This is a genomic window from Atopobium deltae, from assembly GCF_001552785.1.
Taxonomy (GTDB): domain Bacteria; phylum Actinomycetota; class Coriobacteriia; order Coriobacteriales; family Atopobiaceae; genus Atopobium; species Atopobium deltae.
In genome coordinates, this window is record NZ_KQ959483.1 from 62670 (window position 1) to 87006 (window position 24337).

Below are 24337 nucleotides of genomic sequence, written 5' to 3' on the forward strand. Positions count from 1 at the left end.
CAAAGCTGTGGCTACGCAATGCCCTGCGGCCACAAACGTTTATACTCCGCATATGAGAGTTCTACCCGTTTTACGTACAGTGCCGTTTCGGGATACGAAATCGTCTCTTTAAAACGCTCATCATCAATAAGATTGGCAGACCACCTTTTGACTCTGCCGATACCCGCATTGTATGCCGCGATGACCTTATCGGTCTTTTTAAGGCGTTTTTGCAGGTAGGAAAGGTAAGCACAGCCGTATTCAATATTGGTTTTTGGATCGAACAAATTTTTTGGGTCGTAGGCTTTGCCGTCCACCAGACGAAGATCGGCAAGCTCTTGCGCGGTTTTAGGCATGAGCTGCATGAGCCCCTTTGCCCCGACGCTCGACTGCGCTTGCGGATTCCAATTAGACTCGCAACGAATTACAGCGCAGGCTAAATACGGATCAACATTATGGCGCGCCGCAGACGCTACAACGGCGTCGTTGTACTTCACGGGTGCGACCCACGGACGCGCAACCGCTGCAGGAATCATCTCGAAAGCGTAGGCAAAACTTGCCAGCACAACAAGCACCAACAGCGGAAGTATTCGGAACCACCGAAAGAATCGTAATTTTTTACGACCAAAGATCCTCATGAGACTCCCACCATGCCTGCACCTGTAAAGCAAGCGCGTCAACGCTTCGCGTGTTGATAATTATAGTATCAGCATGGTCGGCAAGCCACGCGGCAGAAGCTTGATGCTGCGAGCGGCCGATAAAATCGTCGCGTGACATACCGCGCTCTTGAGCGCGCTCAAGTCGCAGGCCAAAGGGTGCGTCAATAACGAGAATTTCATCGGGTGTGTCCAGTAGATCTTCAACTTTATGCAAGAGTGGAACTTCGACTACACAAATACGACAGGAGGAGATGTCCAGCGTCTTGAGCTTATCGAGAAGGGCAGCTTTAATGGCAGGAAGCATGATGGCTTCAAGCTGCGCAAGGCGCGCTGCTGCCGCTTCATCTGGTCCAAAAACCTTGTCCGCAAGCACGTCACGCTTGATGCTTTGACTTGCGCGATCATAGACCTCATCACCAAACTGTGCCACGATCTGGGTTTTTACCTTATCGTCTTTATGCAGCAAGTCATGACCAATATCGTCGAGACTCAGACAATTCGCGCCAAGATCAGAAAGCATCCTTCGGACACTCGATTTGCCCGAAGCGATGCTTCCCGCTAAAAATACCAGATACGGTGTGCGATCAAGGACTCTGTCAAAGTTGACGCGCGTCATGAGGCGTCCCGAGCGGCAACTACCGCTGCAATAAAGCCATCCCAGATGCGCTTATCGGCGGGGAACTGTTCCCAGGTGTACTCGGGATGCCACTGCAGGCCGAGGCAAAAGCGCTTGGTTGGAACCTCAATGGCTTCGACAATGCCGTCCGTCGCCTCTGCTACCAGCACCGCTTCTTGCCCAAGATACTTCGCGGCGCAGTGATGGCAAGAATTGACCTGGGCAGTCTTTTGACCCACGATGCGCCCCAAAAGCGAGTTCTCGTCGATCACCACGGGATGGGCAGCGGCGCGCAAAATGCCAGTATGGCGCCAGTGTACCATGCCGTCAGGGGTATCGAGCTCCTTATAATTCATGCTCAAGGTTCCACCAAGGCAGACGTTGAGCAACTGCATGCCACGGCAGATCGCAATGAGGGGCTTATCTTCATCGAGCGCTAAATGCATAAGCGCAAGCTCGTACTTGTCACGCTGCGGACACAAGAGCCCCTTATCGTAGTCGGGGTCACCCCCAAAGAGCGCTGGCTCAACATCCTGTCCACCCTGAAACGCAATACCATCGCACAGATCAAAATACTGACGAATGAGTGCGGGGTCCTCCGTTAAGGGCAACAGCAGCGGCGCACCACCAGCGGCGATAATGGCATTGGCAAAAACGCTATCGATGTACTCACGCGGAGAAATATTTTCGCAGGTTTCGTGATCAAAACCGGGGTCAATAAAGCGAGCGGGAACGCCAATCACCGGCCGGCGGGAAACTGCGACGTCGGACATAGAGCTACCTACCCTTTCATGTTTGTGTGTCAACGGACTTAGGCGACGGCGCTGTGCAAGAAGCGCATCTGAGCGCTGCGTCGAGAAGTCCTGCGGTTAGCGTCAATTGTGTTTAGTGTCCTTTAATGGATTGCAAAAATTCGCATGCGCGCTCGGATTGCGGGTGCTCGAAGAATTGCTCAGGGGTCCCCTGCTCAACAATGCATCCGTCTGCCATAAATACGACGCGATTTGCAACACGGCGCGCGAAGTTCATTTCGTGAGTCACGACCAGCATCGTCATGCCATCATGGGCAAGCTCAACCATGACTTCCAACACCTCGTTGATCATTTCGGGATCAAGTGCACTGGTTGGCTCATCAAAAAGCATGACCTTTGGATGCATGGCTAGCGAACGAGCGATGGCCACACGCTGCTGCTGTCCGCCCGAAAGCTGTGCGGGAACCTTGGATGCCTGCTCGGCAACACCAACGCGACGCAGTAGATCGAGCGCTTCGGCTTTAGCTTGCTCGCGATCCTTTTTGAGCACCTCAATGGGACCCATGGTCACATTTTGCAAAATGGTTTTGTGAGCAAAAAGGTTAAACGACTGAAACACCATGCCAACTTCGGCACGAATGCGTGCCAAATCCTTACCTTCGAGTGGCAAAGGCTCGCCATCAATAAAAATCTGGCCAGCATCAATGGTTTCGAGGCGGTTGATGGTGCGGCACAGCGTTGATTTACCGCTGCCCGAGGGGCCGATAATAACAACAACCTCGCCCTTCTCGACCGACAGATTAATGTCCTGCAATACGTGCAGCTTACCGAAATATTTTTGCACGTCACACATCTCGATGACGGGAGTCGAGGCATGCGAGGTATGTGTAGCAATATCGTGAGTCATGATAATCCAATCCAATACAGCAAAAACGGGCTTAGCGCGCAGAAGGCGATCAAGGCGCTCGTACGGCTCGGAGCGCTAGAGCGGCTCTTCATTCGAGCGGCCCAAAACCTGCGTGCCACTACGATGCGCCAAGTACACCGAGAACTGGTTAATGGTGTAATTCAACAAGATATAGATAAGCGCAATCACAAAATAGGTCGAAACCAGCGCATCATAACTGCTGATAAGCACGCGTGCGTTTTGCAACAAATCTGGATAGCTGACAATATAGGCAACCGTCGTATCCTTTACCACCACGACGAGCTGCGAGATCAACGAAGGCACGACATAGCGGATGGCCTGCGGCAACACAATCTTAAAGGTCGTCTGCATGCGACTCATGCCCAACGAAATCGCTGCTTCGCGCTGGCCTTGCGGTACGGCGTTCATACCTGCACGTAGCACTTCCGCCAAAACTCCCGAGGCAGCAAAGGCAATGGGCAAGGTCAGCATCCAAAAAGTCGGAAGCTTAATGCCGTATTGCGGCACCACCAAAAAGAAGAAGTAAATCAGCAACAGACTGGGCACACCTCTAAAGAAGTTAATAATGATGCGCGCCACAAAACGCAGGGGCGCTACTTTGCTGCAGCGTGCAAGCATTAAGAATAGCGCCAAAAACAGCGACAAAATGCCCGCTGTGATCGAAACTTCAAGAGTGCCGATAAACCCTTCGCCTAAAAAGCGCCAGGTTGTCCACTGTCCAAAAAAGCTCCAGTAGCGCGCCGAAAGTTGACCCGTAATGTAAAAACGCCACACAATAGCTGCGGCTGCTGCCGTCACCAGCACTAAAGCAATTGCGGTACCAATATACATTGCGCGCTTCGTTTTTGGCCCTGGCTGCTCGTAGAGGACGTCGCGCATGGATGTGGAAGCACTTGACGTGTTCATCGCAAAATCCTCACTTTCTTATCGAGCCTATCACCAGCAAAACCAATGACAAACGCCGTTAAGGCATAGCCCAAAGCCGAAACCACAAAGGGCAAAATGCCACCCACCGAGCGCGTATTAATGTACGAAACCAAACCCGTTAACTCATTGGGCAACAGCGGTACCTGAGACCCTAAGGCCGTGGTGAGCATAACGGCAATAAACAGATTGGTCATGGGCAGGATGGACGAACGCAGCGCCTGCGGAATCACCACCAGACGAAGCATTTGCATGAAGGATAAACCCAACGAGCGCGCCGCTTCTATCTGCCCAACACCAATGGTGTTAATACCACTCATAAAATTCGCCGAGCCAAAGGCGGACGCAATTAAAATCGTGGTAATGATGACGCATTCGCGATAATCAATAATAATTTTGAGATTCGGTAAGGCGTAAACGCAAATAATGAGCAGCGACACGCCAGGGATGTTACGAAAAATTTGAACGTACAAATCCCCTACCATACGCAACGGCTTAAGAGGGCTAACTCGCAAAACGGTTATGACCATCGATACGACCATGACGCCAGCAAACGAAACAAGCGTCATATGCCAGGTGGTCAAGAGCGCTTGTACATATAAATCACCATAAGTTGCGAGTAGTTCTGACAGACTCAACGTGCACCTCCCTCTTATACATTTGTACATAACGAGTTGTATACATGACGAGTCCTCCGTGCGATGACAAACACGAAGGACTCGCATGTCGTAAACAACAATCGTAGGCGTAAAAATAAAGAATGATAACGATGTTCGTACCCTTTAAAGAGTGCTCTTTATTTTATCGTATTACGCCTGTGCAGAGAAGATCTTTAAGCCTGAAATCCTTAAGCCTTAATGGTGGGGTGCTCGGGAGCCTTCTTAATGCCCGCGCGGTCACCGATGGCGATCTTCCACAGTTTATCCCAGGTACCTTCCTCAATAAGCTTCTTGAGGAAGGCATTGACAAAGGCAACGCCGTCGGAGTCCAAAGGCAGACCAATACCATAGTCATCCTTAGGCCCAAAGGCATCGCCCGCAAGACGATACTTGCCAGGATTCTTGACCATGGAACCTGTCTGCATGGTGATGTCAATGACGTAAGCATCTACACGGCCCTGCTCAAGCGCCGTACGTGCCTCTTCATCGGTGGTGAACTCTTGCATCTTTGCCTTGGGAGCAATGTCGGCAACGATCTTAGGACCAGTGGAGCCAGACTGTACCGCTACGGTCTTACCAGCCAAGTCGTCAGCACCCTTGATGTCCTTGTTGTCGGCCTTGACCAAAATGCCCTGCTGAGACGTGTAGTACGGTCCTGCAAAGGAAATGACCTTCTTGCGGTCATCAGTGATGGAATAGGTTGCAAATACGGCATCAACCTGGTTGTTTTGCAATACCGACTCACGGGTATCGGACGTAACTTGCGTGACTTGATTTTTATTCTCATCACCCAAAATGTAGCGGGTCAGCAGCTGATACAGACCAGCGTCGAAGCCGCGAACCTTGTTGTCCTTCTCGTTGAGAAGGGCGAACAACATGGAAGTCTTTACACCACCGACGCGGAAGGTGCCCGCATCCTTAATCTTCTTTGCCCAGGCAGAGGCTTTAATATCATCGTCAGAAGCGACGGCACCCTTGGCGATAAGTTCGTCGTAGGCAGCAACATCAAGTTGAGGAGAAGCAGCTTGGCTTTGTTTTGCAGGTTGTGGAGTTTTGTCTTCAGGGCTGCAACCAGCCAGATTGAATAACGCTGCTGCTGTCGCACCACCTAAACCGACAGCAAGAACTTGACGCCTGCTCATCATGAGGTCAGAAAACTTTTTCATGCCATTCCTCTCAAAAAAGTAAGCATAGCTTACTACCTGCAATTACACGAAGCTGTGCGTACAAGCATTATATTCCCTATTTTTGTAGGTATTTACATTTGTTAACAAAAGCAAGGCCGCAATTTAGGATTCCCTTACGTTACAAATATTCTATTTACACAGGAAAATGGGGTTGTTTTATCGCAGGCAGGACGAGGCAAGCGCAGCGAAACCGCGCTTGCCTGTAACAAAATAGCTCATAAAGCTTATACAAATCTACAGAAGCTCCACGGGTAACCTTGGCTTACTTTAAACTTACGCCAGATGCAAACCCTCCACATAGGCGCGAGTCAGACGCGCCGTCTGCACAAGTGCATCCACATGGCAGCGCTCGCGACCGTGCGTATTGGTGCACGACATGCCAAATGCTGCGCTTTTAATGTCGTTACCCAAACAGTAGGCCGCGTTCGCGTCGGTTGAATAGTGGAAACAAACCTGCGTATTGAACTTGTCGGGATCGCACACTTTGTGCGCCGCAGCAATGAGCTGGTTGGTCAGATCCCAATCGTAGGGGCCCTTAAAATCGGAGGCAATAATGCCCACCGAGTGCTCGTTGCTATCGTAATCGGGGCCAATAAGCGTGATGTCCAGCGCGACATACTCGCTCACCTCGGCAGGCACGAAGGACGCACCATGTCCGATCTCCTCGTAAATGGGAAACGCAAACAGGGTGTCAAAAGCGGGCGTGATCTTCTCGTCAGCAATCCACTGCAGAGTATCCAGCAGCACCGCCACCGCGGCCTTATCGTCAAGAAAACGACTGACAATAAACCCGTTGTCATAGGCGACAAAATGCGGATCAACAGCCACAATTGCTCCAGGCGTGATGCCCAGGTCGCGCGCATCGTCGGCAGTTTTGACGTCGCCGATGATCGAAATGCTCATGGTATTCTCGTCACGAGGCTCGACCTTAGCGTCTTCAAACACGTGCACCGAATGTTTGTTGCAAATTACCTGCCCGTCAACCACACGCCCGTCGCGGCAATGAATGCGCACCGTCTCACCCTCGATGGAGTGGTAGTTGATACCACCGAGCTGGCGCACACGCAGGGTGCCATCGTTGTTAAAGCCGCGGACGATAAGACCGATGGTGTCTAAGTGGGCACCGACGCACACAGTTTTTGACGAATCGGCACCCGCCACGCGAACGTAGACGGTGGCCTTGTTGTCGGTGTAGCTGTCGTAGCCCAGCTCAGCAAGGCACTGCTTGAGATAGGCGTGAATTTCGGGGTAGTAGCCAACGGGGCTATCGTAGGACACGAGCGTTCGTACGCTGGTAATGAGGCCGTTTTTATCAACCGCATAGGTTTTGTCGAGCGCCTGTGCTGTGTCCGCATCTATGAGCGTACCTTTAACCGTATCTGTCATAAAGCTTCCTTTTGAGTCGTGTGTGACGCGTATTGCTGGGCGTGGGTACCCAGATGTTGTGAGTGCTGCCGATAAGATCAGCGAAGACTGAGCTTACTTTTATGGTTGTGCGTACAGCCCAACAAGGTACTGCAGCATATCAACCATGGCCTCAAGCTCCGAAACGGGTACGAACTCGCGCACGCCGTGACCGTTGTAGTAGCACGCCGAAAGGTTTGCACAGGCAAAACCCCTAAAGGAAAGCTGACTTCCGTCGGTACCGCCGCGCATGGGGATGCACTTCATCTCGCTTCCGACCGACGCATAAGCCTTGCGGGCATTCTCGATAAGGTGAGCATACTCGGGCTTGGTAATAACATCAGCAAGGTTGTAATACTGATCGTGATCGCTCACGGTCAAAACCTCTTCGCCGTACTGGAGGTTTAAGAACGCCGCAGCATCGCGCATGGTTTGTTTGCGCTTCTCGATAAGAGCTTTATCGTGATCGCGGATGATGTAATCAGCTGCGGCCTTCTCGCATTCTCCGCTCATGCGTTCCAAATAGTAGAAGCCGTCGTAGCCTTCGGTGTATTCGGGACGCTCCTGAGCAGGGATCATCTGGTGGAACTTCATGATGGCCTCAGCGGCGTTAATCATCGCACCCTTCGCCGTGCCCGTGTGAACCGAAAGACCCTTGGCGCGCACAAAGACTTCCGCAGCGTTGAAGGTCTCGTAGCAAAACTCGCCCAGCGGGCCACCGTCGATGGTGTAGCCAAAATCAGCGCCGAATTTTTCAAGATCCAAAAGCGCTGCACCGTGACCAATTTCCTCATCGGGCACAAAGGCCAAGGCAAGGCGTGGATGCGGCAAGCTGGGATTATCCTTCAAGCGTTTGAGAAGAGCGATGAGCATGGCCACGCCGGCCTTATCGTCACCACCGAGCAAGCTACTACCGTCGGAGCAGACAATGTCTTGCCCCACCATGTGCTTGAGCTGCGGATTCGTCTTGTTCGAAACATAGACTTCTTTACCGTCGGGGTCGGAGCCGATCACCAGTTTACCACCCTCGTAGCGCTTGATTTGCGGGCGCGTAGGATTGCCCCAGCTTTGCCAAGCGGTATCGACGTGGCAGCAAAAGCCTAGGGTCGGCAAATCCTCGGCACCTTCGGACGCAGGCCAAAAAGCAGTCAGGTAGCAGTGGTCATCAAGGACTACCTCGTGTGCGCCAAGGCTGCGCAGGTCATCGGCCACGAGGCGTGCAACCTCAAACTGTGTCTTGGTCGAAGGAACGTTTTCGGCCGTCAGTGGGTTGGATTGTGAAGAGATCTCGCAGTATTTCATGAAGCGGTCGACCACGTAGCTGCGCGCGGTGTCGGTGGTGGTGTTGGGCGCGGCGGCGGTTTGGGTGTCAGTTTGTGGAGTACTCATACAACAACCTTTCTGTACTCAAAATTGCTTGCTCTTTGGCATGTTCTTAATGCGTTTTGATGATGCTTCCGTACGCGAAACGCGCCCATAACCGCAGGTGCGGCATGGGCACATTGCTTTTATGCTTCTTGTGCTTGTAAGGTGCTACATGCTGTTGTGACTTGAGCGCGACACGGTGCGACGTGTTTGGTGCTACACAGTGCAGCATATGCGGTCTTCTCGCCATACGCGGTCTTCTCGTCAGCAGCAGCCGAACGAAGCTGCGCATCGTGTGCACGCTGTGCCAACAGACTTTCGTGCAGCGAGAGCTTGCGCTGCGCCTCCGTCAGATTCTTATCGTATAGGTGACAGGCACACATATGCCCTGGCTCGACCTCCACAAGCTCGGGAATCTTCTCTTTACATATTGCCATACATTGACCGCAGCGGGTGCTAAAGACACAACCCGCGGGCGGATTGGTGGGACTGGGAACGTCGCCCTGCAAGATGCGCTTGTCAGCGATGCGCTCGTGCGCAATGCGCGGAATGACGTCGAGAAGGGCCTGCGTGTACGGATGTAAGGGCTTATCGAAGAGTGCCATTTTGCTCGCGAGCTCCATCTCGTGACCCAGATACATCACCATGACGGTGTCGGAAATATGTTTGACGACCGACAGATCGTGGCTAATAAAAATGTACGAGAGGCCAAGCTTAGCCTGCAGGTCCTTAAGCAGATTGATGACTTTTGCCTGTACCGATACGTCCAGTGCCGAGACGGGCTCGTCGCAGACGATAATTTCGGGAAGCAGCGCGATGGCACGAGCAATACCAATGCGCTGGCGCTGACCGCCCGAAAACTCATGCGGGTAGCGATACTTATACGAAAGGTCGAGGTTAACGGCCTGCATAACCTCTTCGATGCGTGCTTCGCGCTCCTGTCTTGTTTTGCACACGCCCGCGATGTCGATGGGCTCGGCGATAATATCGGCAACCGTCATGCGCGGGTTCAACGAACTGTAGGGGTCCTGAAAAATGAGCTTGAGCTTTTGGCGTGCTTGGGTCAGCATTTTGCCACGCAGGCTTGTAAATTCCTGGTCACCCACGTAAACCTTGCCAGACGTTGGTTCGGTCAGGCGCAAAATGCATTTTCCAGTAGTGGACTTACCGCAGCCAGATTCGCCAACGATGGCAAAGGTCTCACCGCGGCGCAGCTCAAAGGATACGCCCTCCAGCGCATGCACGACCTGGGCAGCCTTGGCAAAAAAGCCCTTCTTGATGGGGTACTGTTTTTGCAGGTTTTCCACGCGCAGAACAACATCGGCGCCTTCAAGATTTTTCTCGCCTGTACTGGGTGCGGCGGAGGTTGGCTCAACCTGCTGTGGAGTTTGTTTCACCTGTTCGTTTTGTCTTCTCGTCATGTTACTCACCCCACGCTTCGGTATACATCCAGCACGCAACACGGTGGTTCTTATCACCATCGACGGGTGCAAACTCGGGCGCGTGCTTCGAACAAATCGTTTTGGCAAGTGGGCAACGCGGATGGAAGGGGCAACCACTCGGCATCTCGAAAAGCATGGGGACGCTTCCCGGAATGGCATACAGGGCATCAACCGATGAGTCCAAGGAAGGAATCGAGTCGATAAGGCCCTTGGAATACGGATGCAAGGGGTTGTTAAACAGCTCGGGGGCAACCGTATATTCCACCTTGTGACCAGCGTACATGACCAACACCCAGTCGGCCATTTCGGACACGACGCCCATATCATGCGTAATAAGCATAACGGCAGTGCCAAGCTCTTCTCGCATACAGTCAATGAGCTGCAGAATCTGTGCTTGAATAGTGACGTCAAGTGCCGTGGTGGGCTCATCGCAGATCAACAGTTCTGGCTGGCAAGCAAGAGCAATGGCAATCATGATGCGCTGACGCATGCCACCCGAAAGTTCGTGCGGATAACTCTTGAAGACCTTCTCGGGAGCGGGAATGCCCACAAGTTTGATCATTTTGAGCGCGCGGGCATCAGCCTCTTTTTTGCTCATCTTGGGATTGTGAACCAAGATACCCTCGCGGATCTGTTTGCCCACTGTCATGACGGGGTTAAGCGAGGTCATGGGCTCCTGAAAAATCATGCCCAATTTGTTGCCACGATACTGGCGCATTTCCTCGTCGTTGAGCTTGACCATATCAACGCCCGAAAGCTCAATGGAACCGTTGGTAACTTTCGCGGGAGGCGTGGGCAAAAGGCCCATGACCGATAAGGCCGTCATGGACTTACCGCAACCAGACTCACCAACCACGGCCAAGGTTTCGCCTTTGCGCATAATAAATGAGAGGTCGGTAATGGCAGGTAGCGCCCCTTCTTCGGTGAAGAGCGTGACGCTTAAGTCCTTGACGCGCAGCAAAACTTCACGTTGTTGTCCGCGCTTCAAGCTTTCGTCGACCAGCTCGCCCGCGATGTCCTTATATTTTTGTGCGACAACCTCGGAGGTTGTGGCGTGATGCCGCGCGTTGGGCGCCGCGGACTGCGGGCCGTGCGCCGTCTGCTCGCGCTGCATTTGCTCGCGCTGCATTGTTTGTTGTTGCATGAATTCCCCTCCCCTACGAACGCATCTTGGGATCGAGCGCATCGCGCAGCGCATCACCCAACAGGTTAAAGACCATAACGGTAATGATTGCCATCACACCAGGCACAATGGAATAGTTCATGTTGGTCTGAATGTACGGCTGAGAAGCCGCAATCATCTGTCCCCAACTTGCCATCGGCGGTTGCACACCAAGTCCTAAAAACGACAGCGATGCCTCCGACAAAATGGCGTTGGGAATGCCTAGGGTCGACACAATAATGAGCGTCGAAATACAGTTAGGAAGCAGGTGCTTCATGATGATGCGCCAACTTTTGCCACCTGACAAAATACAGGACTGAATGTACTCAGAATTTTTGAGGCGCATCACATCACCACGTATCAAACGCGCCGTGGTCGTCCACATCAATAGTCCCAGCGCAATATACAGGTTAGTCAAACCTGGTCCCATCACAAACATCACGACGATGGCGAAGAGCAAAAATGGAAATGACGAGAAGACTTGGATAATAAACGAGATGGTTGCATCTACCCAGCCACCAAAATAGCCCGCAAACACACCTGCAAAAAAGCCGATGAACAGTGCAAGAAGCTGAGAAACAATGCCGACCGACAGCGAGACGCGGCAGCCAAAAATGATACGCGACAAAATATCACGACCATACTCGTCGGTGCCCAAAAAATTCTGCGCAGACGGGTTTTGCAACATGTTAGTCAACGACTGCTCATCGGGATTGTGCGGCGCCAACAGTGGTGCAAACAGCGCAATTACCACCAGCAATACAACAACCGCCAAGCAAAACATGCCCAATTTATTCTTCTTAAAAATGTTCCAGCTCACAGCCCAATAGCTTTCGGCACGCTTCTTTTTGTTGATCTTCTCGTCAAACAACTGCTCAGAAGCGTTTTGCGCCGCAGCCGTAGCGGCCTGCACTTTTTTGCTGTGCTTATCTGTCGATAACAAAGCCATTACGATGACGCCTCCCCTCCGAGTCGAATGCGTGGGTCGACCATGGCATAGAGCACGTCAACCAAGACATACATAATTACGCATATAAATGCGATGTACATGACACCGCCCTCGATCAGCGGAAGGTCGCGAGCCTGAATGGCATCAAGCAGCAGTTTGCCCATGCCAGGGATCGAAAACACCGTCTCGACGAGCAGCGAACCCGTCAGGATGTTGCCGAGCTGCGTACCCGCAATGGTAATGATGGGAATCAAGGCGTTGCGCAGGCCGTGTCCCAAAATAATCACGCGAGGATCGAGGCCCTTAGCGTGCGCGGTGCGCATGAAGTCCTGATTCAACACATCCATCATGGCGGTACGCGTCACACGCGCAATGCTGGCCGCATATTGCACACCCAGCGCGATGATGGGAAGCACGTAGCTCACGGGAGTTTTAATGCCCGACAACGGGAACCACTTCAGCGTCAGGGCAAAAATAATTTGTAAGATAATAGCCAACCAAAACGATGGCGCCGAAATGCCCAAAATGGAAAGCGACATGAGCCCGCGGTCGATCAACGAGCCGTGAAAAACAGCCGCAAGCACACCTACGGTTATGCCGCAGATAAGCGCAAAAATATAAGCGCCACCAGCAAGCGTTCCCGTCACTGCAATGGCCCGGCCGAGAAGGACGACGACAGGCTTCTTTTGCGCATATGAAACGCCAAAATCTCCCTGAATCATGGCCGTAAACCAGCGGGTATACTGCTCTGGAATCGGCCGGTCCAGTCCCATCATATGGCGCACTTGCGCGACCGTCTGCTCGTCGGCCATATCGCCCATCATAATGCGCACGGGGTCTCCCGGAACAATGTTGAGTGCCAAAAAGGTAATGAGCGAAATGCAAAAAATAACGCCAATGGCCTGGAGCACTCGTTTTGTAAGAAAACTCCTCACCTGTCCCCTCCTATCCTTCCAAAAACAGGTTTCACAATATTCGAGTTACGCTTCGAAGCCTCGAGATATAGCAAGACGTACGAAGGCGCCGCATGGGGACGGCGATACCTTCGTACGGTATTGCATGAGGTAAAAGTTGTGACGCGAGAACTGCTCTACGCGGTCTTTTAAGAACTATCCCTTGTAGTCGTCCTTCGTCGTATCGATATCAATATCGATCGTGTGGTAAATAAGGTTGCCGACCTTGACATTCAAGACATAGTCCTTGGCTACAAACGAACCCTTAGGCCAGTACAGAGGAAGCGTTGCGTAGTCCTCACGAGTCAACAGGTTATCGGCTTGCTTGTAGAGCTCAGCGCGCTTCTTCTCGTCAAGATTGACGCGCGCCTCACTGACGAGCTTGTCGAACTCGGGGTTGTTGTAGAACGAAGACTTCTTTGTAGCACTCCTGCTGTAGAAGTAGGAATACAGGTGGTTGTCACCATCGGCATACAGGGGGAACCAACCCAAAGCGGTGACCTGGAGGTTTCCAGCAGCCCAGTCGGAGGCCCAAACGCCCGCATCCTGCTTTTGGATGTCCAGGGTAACGCCAATGGTCTTCCAGTAGGACTGAACAGCAATGAGCTGCTTCTCGTTGATGCCACTACGAACCTTGGCGGAAAGCTTCAGATTCGAAACGCCCGCTTCCTTCAACAGCGCCTTGGCCTTCTCGGGATTGTACTCAAAGGCGGGAGCGCTCTTATCGTAACCAGGCGTTTGAGGGGCCAACCAGCCCGAAGCAATGGTGGCGTTACCCGACAGGAGGGTGTCGATAAGTTCTTGGCGGTTGATGGCCAACGAGAGTGCCTGGCGGACGCGCTTATCGGTCAGGCCGAAGCCGTCCTTAAGATTGAGGTTGATGAACTGAACACCGAGCTGGCTGAAGTTCTTGATAAGGTCCTTGACCTCGGGATCCTTCGAGTACTGCGCATACTGCGTGGCATCGAGCTCGCACATATCGATGTCGCCATTCTTGAAAGCGAGCATCTTGGTATTGAGGTCATCGTAAAAGACGTAGTGAACCTCGTCAAGAGCAGGTGTGCCGTCGTGATAATCGGCGAACTTCTCGAGCACGACCTCGGTGGTGTCGTCGTTCGATTTCACTTTGTACTTACCCGTACCAATGAGGTTGGTACCCGTGCCCCACTTCTCGGCGGCCTTCTCGCACGCGTCCTTGGGGAAGATGTGGCCGTAGCTAATGCCCAAGTTGCTGACAAAGGCAACCATCGGAGAGGAAAGGGTGAAGGTGAAGTGCGTATCGTCCTGAATGGTTAGACCCTCAAGCTCAGTAGCCTTGCCAGCGAGCATCTCGGGAGCACCCTTGATGATGTCATACATATAGGTAGACTTTGCACCAGTCTTGGGGGTAAACATACGCTCGAAGGTGTACTTGACATCCTTTGCCGTAAGCTTAGAACCGTCATGGAATTTGACGTTAGGCTTGAGCTCGCACTTGAGCGTGACGCCATCAGACTCGAAGGTTGGCACCTTGGTGAGAAGAACGGGAACAAGCTTGTTCTCTTCTGTCCAGCGGAGCAAGGACTCGCAGACGGAGTCAGCGATGGAAGAACTTCCTGAAGACGTGGATTTTTGCATGTCCAGACCAAGCTTTGCATTAGCTTGACCAAACTTCAGAATTTTTTTCTTAGCAGCATTGTTGGATCCGCCGCCTGCGCATCCAACGGTGTTGACTGCGGTGGCCGTGGCGGCTGTCGCAGCGGCGACTTTAAAAAAGTCACGACGACTAAAAGACTTCTTGAACATGCGAACACCCCTTCGGTTGGAACATAGAGCCGCGTGAACCTTTGAGCACTTGCTTGCCTGTCGCGCCGTAACATGCGGTTAGGCGCAGCGAGTGGCTTTTGGGCTCACGTTTGTTACAAGGACTATGAAGCATGCGGGTGTATAAAACAAGTATTTTTACGCATCAAGAAATATGAATGTTACATTATAAGCCCAAATTCATTGTATTTTTTTGCATCCGATAAGCAGATATCGCTCACGGCGATAACCGCATGGGCGCGCACAAAATTCCTTCACATCTTGTCACACACTGTTATGCACAGCGACAAAGCACATCAAAAACGATCTTCATTCCTATCTGAAATGATGCACAGTACTTTGGAGAATTTAAGATAGAACGTAGCTGAAATCTGCGTAAAAGGAAGGAACCCGTTCCACAAAAAAGGACCCGCCAGAAGAAGCAGGTCCTTGCGATACACCAATTAAAATCGATTAAAGCAACTATCAAACTTGATGGCGGAGCTGGCTGCTATCCCCTTTTTTGCCTACCGCATAAGCGCTCAACAGAGCTCCCATGCCGAGAAGACCAAGCGAAGCAGCCTATGCCACTGTGACCGCATCGGCCGTCTTCGGAAGCCTTGATGATCTTCTCGGTCTTTGTTTCTTTGCGAACACCATCGACCACGGCACTGATGTTCATGGGATTCTTTGTAATAGGCTTCGTAGGAATCACCCTATAGGTTGCGGGCAGAGTTGCGTCTTCCTCTATGAACCTTTGCGCGTGGCTCTTCTATGAGCTTGTATGAACTTTCTTACGCTAGTTCCCTAAAAGGTGCTTTTTTGTGAATCCAAGCGAGGCATTTCAACGAGTATAAAAAGTACGAGCATTACGATAAAAGAGGTTCAAATAATTTAATACGAGGTTGAGGCGGAAGCGCCCATCCACTGGAATATATGGACTCCCAAAAATAGAACAATCGCTACCATAAGCACCCGCGTGGCATACCATATGTATCTATAGGTGTTACTCATGCCCCCACGGTACGCGCTCGTCTGAATTTCTAGTCACAGCAAGCTCTTTCAGAATTCGAAAAGAACCCGCCTGATAGCAGACGGGTTCTTACGTAAGCAATGTTACAACGTCAGACACGACCCAGCGCGTCAGGGTGCTTCAGACGCTTTTATGCCTCAGTCTTCTCGGCATCGGTGGCGGGCTCAGCGTCAGCAGTGGACTCAACCTCGGTAGCCTCAGCCGCAGGAGCTGCAGCCTCGTCGGTCTTCTCGGCAGCGGCGTCGGTTGCGGCGGCCTCAGTGGTGTCGGCAGCCTCGTCGATCTTCTCGGCAGCGGCAACGTCAGCATCAGCCTTGTCGGAGGCCTTATCGCCCTCAAGAGGCTCAACGGCAATGTCGATGCCCAAAGTCTCGGCAGCAGCCTTCATGGACAAAGAAATGCGGCGGCGGTCGAGATCGATCTCCATGACCTTAACCTGTACGACGTCGCCCACCTTGCACACCTGTGCAGGAGCGTCAACGTGCTGCTTGGCCATCTCGGAGATGTGAACCAGACCTTCAATACCCTCGCCCAGGTCAACAAAGACACCAAAGCTCACGAGCTTGGTAACGGCACCCTCGATAATGGCGCCCACAGGATACTTCTTCACCAGGACGTGCCAAGGATCCTCGGTGGTCTGCTTGAGGCCCAAAGAAATGCGCTCGCGCTTGAGGTCGACGTCCAAGACCTGGACCTCGACTTCCTGACCAACCTTGACGACCTCGTTGGGGTGATTGACGTGGTTCCACGAAAGCTCAGAGATGTGGATAAGACCGTCGATACCGCCCAGGTCAACAAAGGCACCAAAGTCAACGATGGAAGAAACGTTGCCCTTCAGGCGCATGCCAGGCTGCAACTGAGTAAGGATCTCGGAGCGCTCGGCCTTGCGAGCTTCTTCAAGAACAACACGACGCGAAAGTACGACGTTGTTGCGGTTACGATCCATCTCGATGACACGGGCCTCGATGCGCGTACCCATGTAAGCGCTCAGATCTTTGACACGACGAAGATCAACGAGCGATGCAGGAAGGAAGCCGCGCAGGCCAATGTCAAGAATCAAGCCGCCCTTGACAACCTCAATGACTTCACCCTCGACATTCTCGGATGCGTTGAACTTCTCTTCAATAGCGTTCCATGCACGCTCGTACTCAGCGCGTTTCTTCGAAAGAATGAGGCGACCGTCCTTGTCCTCTTTTTGGAGGACCAAAGCCTCAATCGTGTCACCCAAGCTGACAAGCTCGGAAGGATCGGCATCCTTGCGAATAGACAGCTCACGCACAGGAATAACGCCTTCAGACTTAAAGCCGATGTCCAGCAAAACCTCATCATGCTCAATCTTAACGATAGTACCAGTTACCAGATCGTTTTCGTCAAAATCGGTAATAGTACCGTCGATGAGGCTGTTCATCTCCTCGTCAGAAATATCGTCGAGAGAAAAGATGGACGAATTCTGAATCTCACTCAAAGGTGGACCCCTTTCAAAAGCGGGGCCCCGATTGCCATGGTCATCGCCTGCAGTGTGGAGCAAACTTGTGATACCAACTACGGAAAATTACATGTTCGGGGGCCAACAGATACGGATGCATGTCGTCTTGACATACGCTTGAAAGAATACACATTTTGTGGGGGTCATTTCAAGCCATTTACGTGCTTTGTTAAAGAAAAATCATGTATTTTTTGCAATCTTCAAACTTTGCATATAAAACACACAAAAGTGGTGTTGTGGGCGGTGTCACGGACGAGAAGTGCGTGCGAGCGGAGTGACGCAAGACCTTATGGCGCTGGCGAGAAGACCGCGCAGCACGACCATCAGCCTTCAAAGCCCGTGTCGATAAGGACGGCGTTGGTATCGGCGGCTTGCGTTGCAAGCTCATCGCAACGCTCGTTGTAAACATGGCCCGCATGACCCTTAACCCAAACCCACGAGACATCATGCTTTTGGGTAAGGCGCAACAGACGCTGCCACAGATCAACATTTTTGACGGGCTGCTTGGCAGAGGTTTGCCAGCCGCGTTTGATCCAACCATAAATCCAGTGCTGCTTAAAGGCATTAACCACGTACTGAGAATCGCTGTGAAGCTCAACAACGCAAGGCTTTTTAAGCGTTTCGAGCGCCACAATAACGGCAAGCAATTCCATGCGATTGTTGGTCGTCTTTTGATAGCCCGCACTCAACTCGCGCGTATGCAGCTGCCCGTCGGCAGCGGTGTATTGCAAAACCGCACCATACCCACCAGGACCTGGATTTCCTCGAGAAGAGCCGTCTGTGTAGATACGTACCTGCGGTTTTGTAGCATCAGCTGGGGCAGAGACGGCATGCTCACCTGCAGGGCCGCCGATCTTCTCGGTATGTGAAAAATCATCAAAACTTGCCATAACGTTCCTGTCGTGTCCTCGAGGCTCGTGTGTGCCTTCTTGTACGTGCGTGCCGGCTGTGTGTACGTGCCAGCGGTGCCTACGCCTGCGCCCGCGACGCTTACTTTGCTTGCGCCCAGGTCGGGCCGTACGAAATGTCGGCGATGAGCGGCACGCGCAGCTCGCAAGCCTGTTGCATGGTGGTCTTTACTAGCTCAGATACCTCGTCAAGCTCGTCTTGTGGCACTTCAAGATCCAACTCGTCGTGGATTTGCAGGATGAGCTTCGAGCGCAGATGATGCTGCGTCAAGGCCTGCTGCACGCGAATCATTGCGATTTTGATGATGTCGGCCGCACTGCCCTGCATGGGGTGGTTCATCGCGGTGCGCTCGGCAAAGGAACGCTTCTGGAAATTACTCGAATTGATATCGGCGGCATAGCGGCGACGACCATACATCGTGGTCACATAGCCCTGCTCGCGTGCAAGACGAATCTGTTGCTTGAGGTAAGCATTCACTCCTGGATACGCCTCAAAGTAGCGGTCGATCATGGCTTGCGCCTCTTTACGAGAAATGCCCAGCGAGGTTGACAGGCCGTAGGCTTGCTGCCCGTACACAATGCCAAAGTTAACGGCCTTGGCACGACTTCTGAGCTGTGGCGTTACTTCGTCAAGCGCAACGCCAAAGACGCGCGCTGCCGTGGCCGCATGAAAATCAGCACCGCTTCTAAAGGCAGCAATCAGATGTTCGTCATTCGAAAGATGCGCCAGCAAGCGAAGCTCGATTTGCGAGTAATCGCAAGCAAGAAACACGCAGCCCGCAGGAACGGTAAAAGCCATGCGCACGCGGTGACCCAAGTCAGAACGCGTAGGAATGTTTTGCAAATTGGGATCCGAACTCGACAGGCGCCCCGTGGCTGCCACCGTCTGGTTAAAGCTCGTATGAATGCGCCCGTCGTCGGCAATAAGGTCTGGTAGCGCATCAAGATAGGTCGATTTTATCTTCGTGCGCTCGCGATATTCCAGCACCTCCGCCACACGCTCGTCCACCTGCGCAAGCTCGCTCAGCACGCCCGCGTTGGTCGAATAAAAGCCGCGCTTCGTCTTCTTAAGGCCACGCGTAGGCAGCCCCCAAGTGTCAAACAGCACGTGCGACAGCTGCTCGGGCGAGGCGATGTTAAACGCTTTTCCAGCCTTGGCGTGAATGTCGCTCACGAGTTGATCGATCTCTTTGCCCAGCTCATAGGACTGTTGACGTAGCTTAAGCACGTCGGCGTGCACCCCCTGCTGCTCCATAATAAACAGCACGAGCAACAGCGGCATTTCGATATCGACAAACAGCTTCCAGAGCTGGTCGGCCTGCAGTTTTTTGACAAGAAGATTGTGCAGATTACGTACGATGTACACCTCGATGGCGGCGGAATTGGCCGCGTCGACTGCGTCCGTGCTCTTCTCACCCGCGGTGTCCGCGCCCTTCTCGGCAGCAGCGCTGCCCTTCTCGGTCGCACTCGTACCCGAGTCATCAGCGCCAGGCAGTGTGAGCTTCAAATAGCACTGTGCCAGAGCCGCATACGAGAAGTCCGACTGATCGGAATCCAACAAATAGCCCGCAACCGAAGTGTCAAAGATGCGCCGCGGATCAAGCAGCGACGTGATTTCGCGCACGTCGGCAACACCAAGCGCCTCGAGCATCTGATTGTTCGCAAGATCATGCAGCAGCTGCTTGGTGTCCGAGCACACGATATTGCCCTCGTGCAACAGGCGGCACAAGGCGTCCACTACAGCGTCGTGCTCAAACAAACCAACACCATCAGTGGTAGCAATCCACAGCTCAGCGGCGCTGGTATTCTCGAAAGCAAGCGTCAACTGCCCTGTCGGCGCGACCTGTTTGTACGAAAGTGCAATCCATTGGCTCCGGCGAAGCGCATCGTCCAAAAGTCGTACCGCTGCCTCACCTTTTTGCAGCTCACCCAGCTTCATACTGGGCGCAGTCGGCACGGCGGGCATCTGCTTTGCGCCCACCAAATTGCACAGGCGCTGCAGCGTGGACATCATACCCAGTGCCGAAAATGCAGCCGATACATCCTGCAAAGCATCCGCCGAGGTAAACGCAGGAAAAATCGCATCGGCAAAGTCAAGCGAAATTGGTGCGTCACGACGGATCGTTGCCACCCTGCGACTCAAAAGTGCATCGTCAACATGCGCGCGGATATTCTCGCCCATCTTGCCCTTGATCTCGTCGGCATGCGCGAGCACCTCATCAAGGTTGCCGTATTGCGTGATGAGCGCCGCCGCTTTTTTTGGACCAATGCCGGGCACGCCAGGAATGTTGTCCGAGCTATCCCCCTTCAGGCCGTAAAAATCGACCACCAGATCAGGCGTGATGCCGCCGTACAAATCACTGACCGACTCGGGCGTCATGATGGCCACATCGCTCATGCCCTTGCGAGTCGACACAACGCGCACGCGTTCGGTGGAAAGCTGATACATATCGCGGTCGCCCGTCACCAAAAGCATCGAGTGACCGGCCTTCTCGCCAGCTGTTGCCAACGTACCGAGAATATCGTCGCCTTCCCACCCCTCGCATTCCACAACGGGGACGCGCAGCGCCTCAAGCAGCGCCTTAACCATAGGAAATTGCTCGTGCAAGTTGGGGTCCATAGGCGGGCGCTGAGCCTTGTACTGCGGGAGCATCTCCATGCGCACACGAGGCTTGCCCTTATCAAAGGCGCAGATAATACCATCGGGGTTGAAACGCTCATAAAACTTCAAGAACATGTTGAAGAAGCCGTAGATGGCATTGGTGGGGCGTCCATCGGGTGCAAACATGGGCTGTGAAAGCGCGTGAAACGCACGATGCATAAGCGAGTTGCCATCAATGACTGAAAATGTTTTGCCAGAACTGCCAGACCCTGTGAAAACCTCGCCGCTACCGTTGACGCGTGATGAACTTGAATTTTCTGTGAACATAAAACCTCTTTTATGTAAAATTTCGCATAATATAATGACTTGATAAAGCTTATAATCTATACTAAATACCCACAAAAGATTTGACCTATGTGGCAACCTGAAACAGGCGGCGCTCAAGACAACATTGCGAGCACTTCGTACATCATTGTACCCGTCGCACGCAACAAGAGCGGCGCCGCAACTAAGAAGTATTCGAACTGTGTACAATGTGCACACCTTATACTTTTTCATAAAGACGTCATGAAGTTGAATTTTTTGTTACAAAATCTTATAGGAAAGCTAAATTTTCTTATAGGAAAGCTGGATATAGACCATAGCTCAACAATGAGCTATGGTCTAGGGCGTCTACAGCTTATGTGTTCTAAGTCAGCAAGCTGATTGGCGACAAGCCGCTAGTTTAGAGATAGAAAGGCATTTGAATGGCTAAACAGAAACAAACTCTTATTTCCGATGCACTTCGTTCCATCATCTCGGAAAAAGGCACCACCCAGTCCGAGCTCGCAAAGGCACTTGGCGTAAGCCAGCCTGCCATTGCATCCGTTTTGGCTGTAGGCAATCCACAGATGCGCGTTCTTTCCAAGATTTTGACCGTCTTGGGTTACCGCCTTGTCATTCAGTCCAAGGAGCAGGCTTTGCCCGAGGGTGCGCTCGAGATCGTTCCAAAAGATGACGAGAAATAAGTCAGGCATAGCAATACGCGTAAAACACTAAAGTACACGAAGGTATAACGACAGCAGCCGAAGCGAGGTCACGCGAAGGTTACGCAGCTTCACGTCACACGACATCGCGCACGCGGCTTCATTAATTTTTGTTCGCAAGGGTGCTGTATCGCAATGGCGCTGTCGTACTAAATTTATGCAGATAAAAGTAGGGGTTTGGCAAAGGTAACGTGCATGCAAGCGCACAAAAATCACGCCGAACTCCTGCTTGCATTTATGAACCCACCTCTCAAAGGTGGGTGTCCTACTTGCCTGTTCCGGCTTCCTCAACATCGAAGGATACCCGTACTAGGTACAAGAAACAGACTCCCTCAAAAAACTTGTCGGTTCACCCAGTTAGCTTACAGGAGTTCGACACCTTCACTATACCCAAACATAGTTTGAATACCAGTCTTGACTTACAAAGATTTATATCGTGTACTTAAATATAGTGCGTGTTGGCACCTGCGCTATCTGTGCTGACGAGCGTGTTGACGTGTGTTGATGTGTGTTGATGTGTGTTGACGTATGCCCATGTATGCATTGACGCACCTTGTATTGACACAGCTGTCCGGTGCGCAAGAGGGGTTCTCTTTGTGATTCGATACATGCCATATATTTTGATCTTCTTGGTAGCCCTTATCGCAACGGTTATCACCACGCCTGTTGCCGCACGGATTGCCCGCTCACTCAATGCTATCGATAACCCCAGTAAACGACGCATCAACAAACGACCCGTACCTCGTATGGGTGGCATTGCCATTTTTGTTGGTCTTATCTGCGCTGCAATCACACAGTATATTGGCACGACCTTCTATTTGTGGCCTGTGGTATTGATCCCGCATATTGGCATGACGGTCAATTACTACTATTTAGCTTCGGCGTTCTTATGCATTTTTGCCGTGGGTGTGCTGGATGACATCTTCTCGTTGCAGCCGCTTGTTAAATTTGCAGGACAAGTCATCGCTGCAGTGGTGGCTGTGGCGGGCGGTCTCGTAATTGGTAACATCCTCAACCCACTCACCGAGACCGAGCTGATGCTTGGCTGGCTTGCTTACCCCATTACCGTTGTCTACCTCGTTGCCTACTGCAATATTATTAACCTCATCGACGGGCTCGATGGCCTAGCTTCGGGCATCACCGGTATCGCAAGTCTAACCATGTTTGTGCTTGGTGCGGCGGCGGGGCGGCTCGATGCAGCGGCACTGTCAATCGCACTCACGGGTACGACGCTGGGATTTTTGCGCTATAACTTCCACCCCGCGAGCATCTTTTTGGGCGACTCGGGGTCACTTGTGTTGGGCTTTGCACTGGGCAGTGTTTCGCTGTTAAACGTCACACGCATTGCGGGCTTGACCACTATTATTGTCCCTCTGCTCGTCTCGAGCATTCCTATTATCGATACCTTCTCGGCTGTTATTCGTCGCAAGCGCGCACATGTGAGCATCGGGCAGGCCGATAAGGGCCACATTCACCATCGTCTTATTCAGAGTGGCTTTGACCAGCGCCAGGCCGTGCTTTTTATTTATGCTTGGACAGGCATGCTGTGCCTGGGTTCTTATGTGATGACCAAGGTCACGCTCTGGCCGCGCATGGCTATTTTTGCCATCCTGATCGTTGCTTCTGGAAGCTTTATTTCGAAGCTTCATCTGTTTGATCCCGTGCTCCTGCACCACTATGATTCCAAAACCAACAACGATGTGTTGATTACTCCCGATGATCCCAATTTTGAGCGCGAGAAAAAAGCTCAGAACCTCGAGAAGACCGCCGCGTGGAAACGAAGCGCTCGGCGCGTCAAACGATCCTACGCCAAGCACTTCCGTCATCACAAATGAGGGAGTTGATGAGCCCTCGTCTTAAGTAGCGACGCTACGTAAGACGCCACACTACTTGATGACCCTCCTACGGCGAGAAATAAGCCATCCTGTTCCACCAAGCTTGAGCCAGCCAACACTCCAACAAGACTTCAACAAGACTTGTCAACAACGCTGTTGAATCTCCCATACGCGGCATGACACGTCCCGCTGAAAAACCACTTGTCGAGGTCGAGGCACTACCACCTGATGCATTACCAGCATTTGGTTTGCTATCTGCAGCACCCGAACCTGCGTCAGAAGTCGGCGTTGGATTAAGAGTTGGTAGAGTTGGCTCAGACGGCGGTGGTGGCGTGGGCTGCGGAGGTGCAGGCGTATCCTTCACGAGGTGCGATGTATCCCGTAAGTGGCAAAACACCGTAATCGATATCCGCTGGATTTGGTGCTACATCAACAGCGGAAAGATCGTAGGCTCCAACGAAGCTCACGCGGTATGGCTTACGCACTGCACCATTCACGTGGCGCATGCTTCATTTCTCACACACATTTATCATAGGAAATAGTAAGGGCAATAAGACCAAAATGAATAAGACAAAAAACAACTTTGCAATACTAGGTTTGGAAACCACCGCTCACTTTGAGATACTGGCTCGCAAATAATAAACCCCGTGCGGCACTCTGGGGCGCGACACGAGGTTTTATCATCTC

Annotated in this window: 21 protein-coding genes; 3 read left to right on the forward strand and 18 right to left on the reverse strand. The window is 52.3% G+C overall.

Features of this window, described 5'->3' with window-relative positions; all coding sequences use genetic code 11:
- Positions 1-11: 11 nt before the first annotated feature.
- From HMPREF3192_RS00255 to polA, 18 genes are all read right to left on the reverse strand, one after another.
- Complete coding sequence (locus tag HMPREF3192_RS00255; RefSeq protein ID WP_066304329.1) at positions 12-617, reverse strand: lytic transglycosylase domain-containing protein; 606 nt, start codon at positions 615-617, stop codon at positions 12-14.
- Positions 598-1254, reverse strand: a complete 657-nt coding sequence (coaE, locus tag HMPREF3192_RS00260) for a dephospho-CoA kinase (RefSeq protein ID WP_082715485.1) — start codon at positions 1252-1254, stop codon at positions 598-600. The genes HMPREF3192_RS00255 and coaE overlap by 20 nt, the downstream gene beginning before the upstream one ends.
- A complete protein-coding gene (locus HMPREF3192_RS00265) occupies positions 1251-2027 on the reverse strand; it encodes a gamma-glutamyl-gamma-aminobutyrate hydrolase family protein (protein WP_066304331.1) in 777 nt (258 codons plus the stop codon). Before HMPREF3192_RS00265 ends, coaE begins: the two co-directional genes overlap by 4 nt.
- Before the next feature lie 112 nt (positions 2028-2139).
- The gene (locus tag HMPREF3192_RS00270; protein ID WP_066304332.1) at positions 2140-2913 is read right to left on the reverse strand and encodes an amino acid ABC transporter ATP-binding protein; all 774 of its coding nucleotides are present in this window, start codon (positions 2911-2913) and stop codon (positions 2140-2142) included.
- A gap of 75 nt (positions 2914-2988) precedes the next feature.
- A complete protein-coding gene (locus tag HMPREF3192_RS00275; RefSeq protein WP_066304334.1) occupies positions 2989-3840 on the reverse strand; it encodes an amino acid ABC transporter permease in 852 nt (283 codons plus the stop codon).
- The gene (locus HMPREF3192_RS00280; protein WP_156422799.1) at positions 3837-4496 is read right to left on the reverse strand and encodes an amino acid ABC transporter permease; all 660 of its coding nucleotides are present in this window, start codon (positions 4494-4496) and stop codon (positions 3837-3839) included. The genes HMPREF3192_RS00275 and HMPREF3192_RS00280 overlap by 4 nt, the downstream gene beginning before the upstream one ends.
- A gap of 209 nt (positions 4497-4705) precedes the next feature.
- Positions 4706-5683, reverse strand: a complete 978-nt coding sequence (locus HMPREF3192_RS00285) for a glutamate ABC transporter substrate-binding protein (protein WP_066304336.1) — start codon at positions 5681-5683, stop codon at positions 4706-4708.
- Positions 5684-5977: 294 nt separating this feature from the next.
- On the reverse strand, positions 5978-7090 hold the full coding sequence (locus tag HMPREF3192_RS00290) for a zinc-binding metallopeptidase family protein (RefSeq protein WP_082715486.1): 1113 nt from the start codon (positions 7088-7090) through the stop codon (positions 5978-5980).
- Positions 7091-7189: 99 nt separating this feature from the next.
- Positions 7190-8497 carry a peptidase T gene (pepT, locus tag HMPREF3192_RS00295; protein ID WP_082715487.1) on the reverse strand — a complete coding sequence of 436 codons (1308 nt, stop codon included), beginning with the start codon at positions 8495-8497 and terminating at the stop codon, positions 7190-7192.
- Positions 8498-8616: 119 nt separating this feature from the next.
- The gene (locus tag HMPREF3192_RS00300; protein WP_082715488.1) at positions 8617-9894 is read right to left on the reverse strand and encodes an ABC transporter ATP-binding protein; all 1278 of its coding nucleotides are present in this window, start codon (positions 9892-9894) and stop codon (positions 8617-8619) included.
- A gap of 1 nt (position 9895) precedes the next feature.
- Positions 9896-11059 carry an ABC transporter ATP-binding protein gene (locus HMPREF3192_RS00305; RefSeq protein ID WP_231723310.1) on the reverse strand — a complete coding sequence of 388 codons (1164 nt, stop codon included), beginning with the start codon at positions 11057-11059 and terminating at the stop codon, positions 9896-9898.
- Positions 11060-11072: 13 nt separating this feature from the next.
- Positions 11073-12026 carry an ABC transporter permease gene (locus tag HMPREF3192_RS00310; RefSeq protein WP_082715489.1) on the reverse strand — a complete coding sequence of 318 codons (954 nt, stop codon included), beginning with the start codon at positions 12024-12026 and terminating at the stop codon, positions 11073-11075.
- Positions 12026-12961, reverse strand: a complete 936-nt coding sequence (locus tag HMPREF3192_RS00315) for an ABC transporter permease (RefSeq protein ID WP_066304337.1) — start codon at positions 12959-12961, stop codon at positions 12026-12028. The genes HMPREF3192_RS00310 and HMPREF3192_RS00315 overlap by 1 nt, the downstream gene beginning before the upstream one ends.
- Before the next feature lie 174 nt (positions 12962-13135).
- Complete coding sequence (locus HMPREF3192_RS00320) at positions 13136-14764, reverse strand: ABC transporter substrate-binding protein (protein WP_066304343.1); 1629 nt, start codon at positions 14762-14764, stop codon at positions 13136-13138.
- Between the two features lie 508 nt (positions 14765-15272).
- Positions 15273-15443 carry a hypothetical protein gene (locus HMPREF3192_RS06685; protein ID WP_156422800.1) on the reverse strand — a complete coding sequence of 57 codons (171 nt, stop codon included), beginning with the start codon at positions 15441-15443 and terminating at the stop codon, positions 15273-15275.
- 481 nt (positions 15444-15924) lie between these two features.
- A complete protein-coding gene (gene rpsA / locus HMPREF3192_RS00325; protein WP_066304344.1) occupies positions 15925-17259 on the reverse strand; it encodes a 30S ribosomal protein S1 in 1335 nt (444 codons plus the stop codon).
- Positions 17260-17603: 344 nt separating this feature from the next.
- Positions 17604-18170: a ribonuclease HI gene (rnhA, locus tag HMPREF3192_RS00330; protein ID WP_082715490.1), complete on the reverse strand. Its 567-nt coding sequence runs from the start codon at positions 18168-18170 to the stop codon at positions 17604-17606.
- Positions 18171-18270: 100 nt separating this feature from the next.
- On the reverse strand, positions 18271-21117 hold the full coding sequence (polA, locus tag HMPREF3192_RS00335) for a DNA polymerase I (RefSeq protein ID WP_082715491.1): 2847 nt from the start codon (positions 21115-21117) through the stop codon (positions 18271-18273).
- A 419-nt stretch (positions 21118-21536) separates the two neighbouring features.
- Here polA and HMPREF3192_RS00345 point away from each other — a divergent pair, with 419 nt between their 5' ends.
- The 3 genes from HMPREF3192_RS00345 to HMPREF3192_RS06690 all read left to right on the forward strand — a co-directional run bounded on the left by HMPREF3192_RS00345 (position 21537) and on the right by HMPREF3192_RS06690 (position 24192).
- Positions 21537-21797 (forward strand): helix-turn-helix domain-containing protein, encoded by a 261-nt coding sequence (locus HMPREF3192_RS00345; protein WP_066304347.1) that lies wholly within the window; start codon positions 21537-21539, stop codon positions 21795-21797.
- Positions 21798-22411: 614 nt separating this feature from the next.
- Positions 22412-23650: a glycosyltransferase family 4 protein gene (locus tag HMPREF3192_RS00355; RefSeq protein ID WP_231723311.1), complete on the forward strand. Its 1239-nt coding sequence runs from the start codon at positions 22412-22414 to the stop codon at positions 23648-23650.
- Positions 23651-23826: 176 nt separating this feature from the next.
- The gene (locus tag HMPREF3192_RS06690; RefSeq protein WP_156422801.1) at positions 23827-24192 is read left to right on the forward strand and encodes a hypothetical protein; all 366 of its coding nucleotides are present in this window, start codon (positions 23827-23829) and stop codon (positions 24190-24192) included.
- The last annotated feature ends 145 nt before the right edge of the window (positions 24193-24337 follow it).

Coding starts and splice junctions, on each gene's coding strand:
- HMPREF3192_RS00255 (WP_066304329.1), bottom strand. CDS start 617: ATGAGGATCTTTGGTCGTAAAAAATTACGATTCTTTCGGTGGTTCCGA.
- coaE (WP_082715485.1), bottom strand. CDS start 1,254: ATGACGCGCGTCAACTTTGACAGAGTCCTTGATCGCACACCGTATCTG.
- HMPREF3192_RS00265 (WP_066304331.1), bottom strand. CDS start 2,027: ATGTCCGACGTCGCAGTTTCCCGCCGGCCGGTGATTGGCGTTCCCGCT.
- HMPREF3192_RS00270 (WP_066304332.1), bottom strand. CDS start 2,913: ATGACTCACGATATTGCTACACATACCTCGCATGCCTCGACTCCCGTC.
- HMPREF3192_RS00275 (WP_066304334.1), bottom strand. CDS start 3,840: ATGAACACGTCAAGTGCTTCCACATCCATGCGCGACGTCCTCTACGAG.
- HMPREF3192_RS00285 (WP_066304336.1), bottom strand. CDS start 5,683: ATGAAAAAGTTTTCTGACCTCATGATGAGCAGGCGTCAAGTTCTTGCT.
- HMPREF3192_RS00290 (WP_082715486.1), bottom strand. CDS start 7,090: ATGACAGATACGGTTAAAGGTACGCTCATAGATGCGGACACAGCACAG.
- pepT (WP_082715487.1), bottom strand. CDS start 8,497: ATGAGTACTCCACAAACTGACACCCAAACCGCCGCCGCGCCCAACACC.
- HMPREF3192_RS00300 (WP_082715488.1), bottom strand. CDS start 9,894: ATGACGAGAAGACAAAACGAACAGGTGAAACAAACTCCACAGCAGGTT.
- HMPREF3192_RS00305 (WP_231723310.1), bottom strand. CDS start 11,059: ATGCAACAACAAACAATGCAGCGCGAGCAAATGCAGCGCGAGCAGACG.
- HMPREF3192_RS00310 (WP_082715489.1), bottom strand. CDS start 12,026: ATGGCTTTGTTATCGACAGATAAGCACAGCAAAAAAGTGCAGGCCGCT.
- HMPREF3192_RS00320 (WP_066304343.1), bottom strand. CDS start 14,764: ATGTTCAAGAAGTCTTTTAGTCGTCGTGACTTTTTTAAAGTCGCCGCT.
- HMPREF3192_RS06685 (WP_156422800.1), bottom strand. CDS start 15,443: ATGAACATCAGTGCCGTGGTCGATGGTGTTCGCAAAGAAACAAAGACC.
- rnhA (WP_082715490.1), bottom strand. CDS start 18,170: ATGGCAAGTTTTGATGATTTTTCACATACCGAGAAGATCGGCGGCCCT.
- polA (WP_082715491.1), bottom strand. CDS start 21,117: ATGTTCACAGAAAATTCAAGTTCATCACGCGTCAACGGTAGCGGCGAG.
- HMPREF3192_RS00345 (WP_066304347.1), top strand. CDS start 21,537: ATGGCTAAACAGAAACAAACTCTTATTTCCGATGCACTTCGTTCCATC.
- HMPREF3192_RS06690 (WP_156422801.1), top strand. CDS start 23,827: ATGACACGTCCCGCTGAAAAACCACTTGTCGAGGTCGAGGCACTACCA.